This is a genomic window from Sandarakinorhabdus oryzae (assembly GCF_009733735.1).
In the GTDB taxonomy this organism is placed as follows: domain Bacteria; phylum Pseudomonadota; class Alphaproteobacteria; order Sphingomonadales; family Sphingomonadaceae; genus Sandarakinorhabdus; species Sandarakinorhabdus oryzae.
This window is the reverse complement of record NZ_WNJP01000178.1, coordinates 1-5,349: the sequence shown is the minus strand read 5'-3', so window position 1 is coordinate 5,349 and position 5,349 is coordinate 1. Positions and strand designations below refer to the sequence as shown.

The following is a 5,349-nucleotide window of genomic DNA, read 5'->3' as shown; positions in this document are numbered from 1 at the left end:
GGTTTCGGCCGGCGCAAAGCCGGGCAGCGCATCAGCCACCAGCCGGGCGGCGAGATCGGCGCTGGCCAGCACAGGCCGGCGCGCAAAGCCCAGCAGGCGCGCCGCCAGCACCAGCAGCGCCACGCCGACAACCGAAAACAGCAGCAGATCGATGCGCGACAGGATCAGCCTCCCGCCAGTTGCCGGAACAGCGGCAGCAGGCCGGCGACATTATAGCCGCCCTGGCCGGCCGCCGCGATGATCGCCGTCGGATCGCCGCCCTGCCTGGCCGCTGCCAGCGCCCACAGGTTGCAGCTGCGCGTGCCCGATCGACAGAAGGCCAGCACCGGGCCCTTGGCGAGCGCGCCGGCCATCGCTTCGACCTGGTCAAGGTTGAAGCCGCTGTGATCGATGGGGATGGCGACATAATCGAGGCCGGCCGCTGCACAGGCCGCCGCAATCGCGTCACCCGGCGGCTGATCGAAACTCTCGCCATCAGGCCGGTTGTTGACGATGCAGCGAAAGCCCTGCGCTGCGGCCGCGGCCACATCCTCAGGGGCGATCTGCGGTGCCACGGACACGCTGTCGGTGATGCGGATGAAGTGGCTATCGGACATGGGTGGGGAGGTTAGGCCCAGTGCCGCCCCGGCTCAATAGGGGATGAACTCGGGGTCGCCCGGCACCATCTGGAAATGCCCAGCGCGCCAATCCGCCACGGCCTGGGCGATGCGGGCGGGATCGTGGGACACGAAGTTCCATTCGATGTGCCGGCCTTCCGGATAGGGTGCGCCGCCGAGCAGCATCAGCAGCGAATCCGCCGTTGCGAGCAGTTCGCCGTCGCCATCATCCAGCACCGCCAGCGTGCCGGTTTCCACCGCCGCGCCATCCACCTGCACCGCGCCGGAAACCAGATAGACGCCGCGCTCACCCCATTCGGCCGGCAGCGCCAGCCGCGCCCCGGCCGCCAGCCGCACCTCGGCATAGATGATCGGATGCGGGAAACTCACCGGTGAGGTCAGGCCCCACAGGCTGCCGGCAATCACCACGGCCTCCACCCCGTCCGCGCTGTGGCGTGGCATGGTGTCGGCAGGGAAATGGTCGAAGGCGGGATCGCATTCCGCATCGGCCACCGGCAAGGCCACCCAGGTCTGGATGCCGTGCATGTGGTGGCCCAGTTCGCGCTGCGCCGGCGGGGTGCGCTCGGAATGGACAATGCCGCGCCCGGCCGTCATCCAGTTGACGGCGCCGGGGTGGATGTCGATCGCCGTGCCCAGGCTGTCGGCATGGCCGAGCGCGCCGGCAAACAGCCAGGTGATGGTGGCAAGTCCAATGTGCGGATGCGGGCGCACATCGATGCCGCCGCCGGGGGGAAAGTCGGCCGGGCCCATCTCGTCGAAGAACACGAACGGCCCCAGGCTGCGGCGCTTGGGGTAAGGCAGCACCCGCGCCACCGAAAAGCCGCCAAGATCGCGGGTGCGGCCGGGAATGGCGTCGGCAATCGGCATGGCGTGGCCCCTGCTAGTGACAGTTGGCGGTTGAAAGCTGAGGCCTATCCTGCACGCCAACAAGGAGCAAGTAACATGCAGCATCTGGCCGGCAAGGTTGCTTTCGTCACCGGCGCCGCTTCTGGTATCGGGCTGGGCATCGCCGAGGCGCTGGCGCAGGCGGGCGTCAAGGTGATGATGGCCGATATCGAAGCCGACGCGCTCGCCGCTCAGGTGGCGCGGCTGGCGGCGACCAATGCCGATGTGGCCGGCATCCGTGCTGATGTCTCCTTGAAGGCGGAACTGCGACGCGCGGCAGACGCCACCATCGAACGCTTCGGCAAGGTGCATATCCTGGTCAACAACGCCGGGGTGGGCGGTGGCGGCAGCTATGGCGAATGGAACGACGCCGCCTGGGACTGGGTAATTGGCGTCAACCTGATGAGCGTTGTCTGGGGCATCGAGATCTTCGGCCCGCTGATGGAAGCGCACGGCGAAGGCGGCCATATCGTTTCCACTGCCTCGATGGCCGGGCTCGTGGCAGCGGTGGCCCCAGGTTACAACGTCACCAAATATGGCGTTGTCGCGCTGTCGGAAGGGCTGCGGCCGACGCTGGCAGCCAGGGGCATCGGCGTGTCCGTGCTCTGCCCCGGCTTCATCCGCACCCGCATCATGGAATCAGCCCGTGCGCTGCCGGAACGGCTGGCCGACAAGGTGGCCTTGCCTGATCCCACCGCAGTGCCGTCGGAATTTGCGGTGATGGCCGCCCAGGCAATCGCCAACGGCATTGATCCGCTCTACGTCGGCGAACTGGTGGTCGAAGCCATCGAAGGTGACTGGCCCTATATCTTCACCGACAATGAGTTCGAAGGCGGGGTCGACCTGCGCTTCGCCGCAATCAAGGCGGGGTTTGACAAGATCAGGGGGCGGGTGCCCCGCCGCTGAACGGCGGCAGCAGACAGCTTGGTCAGGCTGCCGCGATGGTCGTGCGGTGCAGCAGGCGGGCGTGACCCTGATAGCCACCAGTGGCGGCGTGCAGCACGGAGCGATTGTCCCACATCAGCAGCATGTCCTTCTGCCAGCGGTGGCGATACTGGAAGCGCTCCTGCCCCTGCCAGTGATAGAGCTCGACCAAGAGCGGCAGCGCCTCCTCCTCGCTCATGCCTTCAAAGCCGATGATATAGCCCAGGCAGCCGAACAGGCCCTCGCGCCCGGTCTCGGGATGGCGGCGGATGTAGGGATGCGCCTGGGTGGCGCGTGCCGCGTCCGATGGCCGGATAGTCATGCTGCGGCCCTTGTCGGCGGCGCCGTAAAAACCCTCGGGCGCATAGGCCTTCTGCGCCGAATGAATGGCTTGCAGCCCCTCAATCCGCGCTCGCAGTTCGGCCGGCATCGCCTCCAATGCCAGGTGCTGGTTGGCAAACAGTGTGTCACCACCCATCGGCGGGATGGTGAGGCCATAAAGGCAGGTGCCGGCCGGCGGGCGGGCCTGGAAGCTCCAGTCCGTATGCCAGGTCTCGGCAAAGATCGGCGCGGTTTCGTCGGCGTCGCGCTTCACGGCGATGATGTGCGTGCGGCCCGGGATCGGCGCGATGAACGGGTCTTCGCCAAATCCGCCCATGGCCAGCGTGAAGCGTTCCAGATCATCATCGGAAAGCCGCTGATCGGGAAACACCAGCACGTGGTGGGCCAGCCAGGCGGCACGAATGGCGGCAACCTGTTCGGGCGCCAGCGCCCGCGACAGATCAACGCCGGTCACCACTGCCCCGCAGGCTTGTCCCGTTGGTTCGACCTGCATTGTCCCCTCCCCGTCCTTTGCCGTGATGCTGGCAGGCCGGGGGCCATCAGGTCAATGGCCGCCGCCCATGCCGCCGCTGATCTTGACCTTGGGAATGATCCACACGGCCGCCGCTGCAATGAAGAACAGCAGCGCGGTGGCGGCATAGATGTGGACGGTGGCCACGGTTGCGGCCTGCACATCGAGCAGGCGCGACAGGCTGGCCCGCGCCTGCTCGGTGGACAGTCCGGCCGCGGTCATCTTCTGCATGGTGGCATCCACCCCGTTCATGCCTTCGGCCAGCACGCTGCGCACCCGGCTGGCCTGGGTGTCCCACTGGCTGGTGGCGACCGCCGCGCCAATCGCCCCGCACAGGGTGCGCACGAAGTTCATGATGCCGGCGGCCGACACGCTTTCCTCCGGCTTGACGCTGGCCATGGCGAGGCTGGTCAGCCCGATGAAGAAGAACGGCATGCCCAGCCCGGTGAACAGGTGCGGCCACACCAGATGGATCCAGTCGCTATCGGTTGACCAGCTGGTGCGCCACAGCGCCATCAGTCCCAGCCAGGCGACGCCGAAGGTGACGGTAATGCGCGGATCGACGCGCGCCAGCAGCAGGCCCGCTGCCGGTGCCACCAGCACGGAAAACACGCCAATCCACGCCACCGTGTAGCCGGCCTGGGTGGCGGTGTAGCCGAGCACGGACTGCAGCCACAGCGGGGTGAGCACCACCACGCTGAAGAAACAGCCGAAGCCGACGCCAATCACCCCGGTCGCCGCCGCAAAGCCGCGATGGCGGAAGATGCGCAAATCAACCACCGGATGCGCCTCGGTCAGTTCCCAGATCACGAAGGCGATGATGCCCAATGTTGCCACGATGGCCAGCACCACGATCTCGGTCGAGCCGAACCAGTCCTTTTCGCGGCCGGTATCCAGCATGATCTGCAAGGCACCAACCCCGATCACCAGCAGCAGGAAGCCGATGATATCAATGGGCAGGCGCTGCCTGGGCGTCTCGTAGCCGCGCATCCGCTGCCACACCACGGTCAGGCACAGGGCGACCACCGGCAGGTTGATGAAGAAGATCCAGTGCCACGACAGATTGTCGGAAATCAGCCCGCCCAGGATCGGTCCGAAGATCGGCGCCGCCGTGGTGGTGGAGGCCCACAGGCCGAGTGCGGCGCCCTGCTTTTCCTTGGGAAAGATCATCTGCAGCATGGCTTGGCTGAGCGGCATGATCGGTCCGCCGGAAAAGCCCTGCAGCACGCGGAAGGCGACCAACGCCTCCAGGCTCTGCGACAGGCCGCAGAGCAGGGAGAACAGCGCAAAGCCGGCGATCGACACGCAGAACCAGCGCACCACGCCGAAGCGCGCGGCAAACCAGCCCGACAGCGGCACCGAAATGGCTTCCGCCACCGAATAACTGGTCACCGCCCATGTGCCCTGCGACGGGGCGACCGCCAGGCTGCCGGCGATGGTGGGGATGGACACGTTGGCAATGGTGATGTCGAGCACCACGGTGAAATTGGCCAGCGCCAGGGTGAGCGCCGTCAACCACAAGGCGGCGCCCTGCATCGGCTGGAGCGGCGCAGACTGGCTCATTGCCGTGTGTCCACCACCGCCGTCATCGACAGGCCAACGCGCAGCGGGTGGGCCTTCACTTCGGCCGGGTCCAGCGCGACGCGCACCGGCAGGCGCTGCACCACTTTCACCCAATTGCCGGTGGCGTTCTGGGCCGGGATCAGGGCAAAGGCGGCGCCGGTGCCGCCGGCCAGGCCGACCACCTTGCCGTGATAGGTGACATCGCCGCCGTACAGATCGGATTCCAGTTCCACCGGCTGGCCGATGCGGATCGCCTTCAGCTGGCTTTCCTTGAAATTGGCATCGACGAACAGCCCGGCGGTGGGCACCAGCGTCATCAGCGGCGCGCCGGCGGCGACGCGCTGGCCCACCTGCACGTTGCGGTTGGTGACGATGCCGGCAATCGGCGCCTTGATCACCGTGCGGGCCAGATCGAGCCGGGCGCGGGCCAGCGCAGCTTCGGCGGCGCGGATATCGGGCGCGGTGGCCGGTGTCGTGCCCTTCACCAGCGCCGCGGCGGCCGCGGCA

The 5,349-nt window shown here is 67.4% G+C and carries 6 protein-coding genes; 1 reads left to right on the top strand and 5 read right to left on the bottom strand.

From position 1 onward, the window contains the following. Nucleotides 1-164 precede the first annotated feature (164 nt). Nucleotides 165-596 carry a TIGR01244 family sulfur transferase gene (locus GJ693_RS13560; protein ID WP_156256815.1) on the bottom strand — a complete coding sequence of 144 codons (432 nt, stop codon included), beginning with the start codon at nucleotides 594-596 and terminating at the stop codon, nucleotides 165-167. 33 nt (nucleotides 597-629) lie between these two features. After that, entirely contained in the window at nucleotides 630-1,484 is an 855-nt protein-coding gene (locus tag GJ693_RS13555; RefSeq protein WP_156256814.1) for a pirin family protein, read from the bottom strand. 75 nt (nucleotides 1,485-1,559) lie between these two features. Between GJ693_RS13555 and GJ693_RS13550 the strand changes: the two genes are divergently transcribed. Further along, nucleotides 1,560-2,408, top strand: coding sequence for an SDR family NAD(P)-dependent oxidoreductase (locus tag GJ693_RS13550; RefSeq protein ID WP_156256813.1), 849 nt, complete (start codon nucleotides 1,560-1,562; stop codon nucleotides 2,406-2,408). A gap of 22 nt (nucleotides 2,409-2,430) precedes the next feature. On the opposite strand, the gene GJ693_RS13545 is transcribed toward GJ693_RS13550, so the two are convergent. From GJ693_RS13545 to GJ693_RS13535, 3 genes are all read right to left on the bottom strand, one after another. Beyond that, nucleotides 2,431-3,261, bottom strand: coding sequence for a TauD/TfdA dioxygenase family protein (locus GJ693_RS13545; RefSeq protein WP_156256812.1), 831 nt, complete (start codon nucleotides 3,259-3,261; stop codon nucleotides 2,431-2,433). A gap of 51 nt (nucleotides 3,262-3,312) precedes the next feature. Next, complete coding sequence (locus GJ693_RS13540; protein WP_156256811.1) at nucleotides 3,313-4,842, bottom strand: DHA2 family efflux MFS transporter permease subunit; 1,530 nt, start codon at nucleotides 4,840-4,842, stop codon at nucleotides 3,313-3,315. Then, nucleotides 4,839-5,349 (bottom strand): HlyD family secretion protein (locus tag GJ693_RS13535; protein ID WP_156256810.1); only part of this gene is annotated, 511 nt, incomplete at its 5' end. The genes GJ693_RS13535 and GJ693_RS13540, both read right to left, overlap by 4 nt.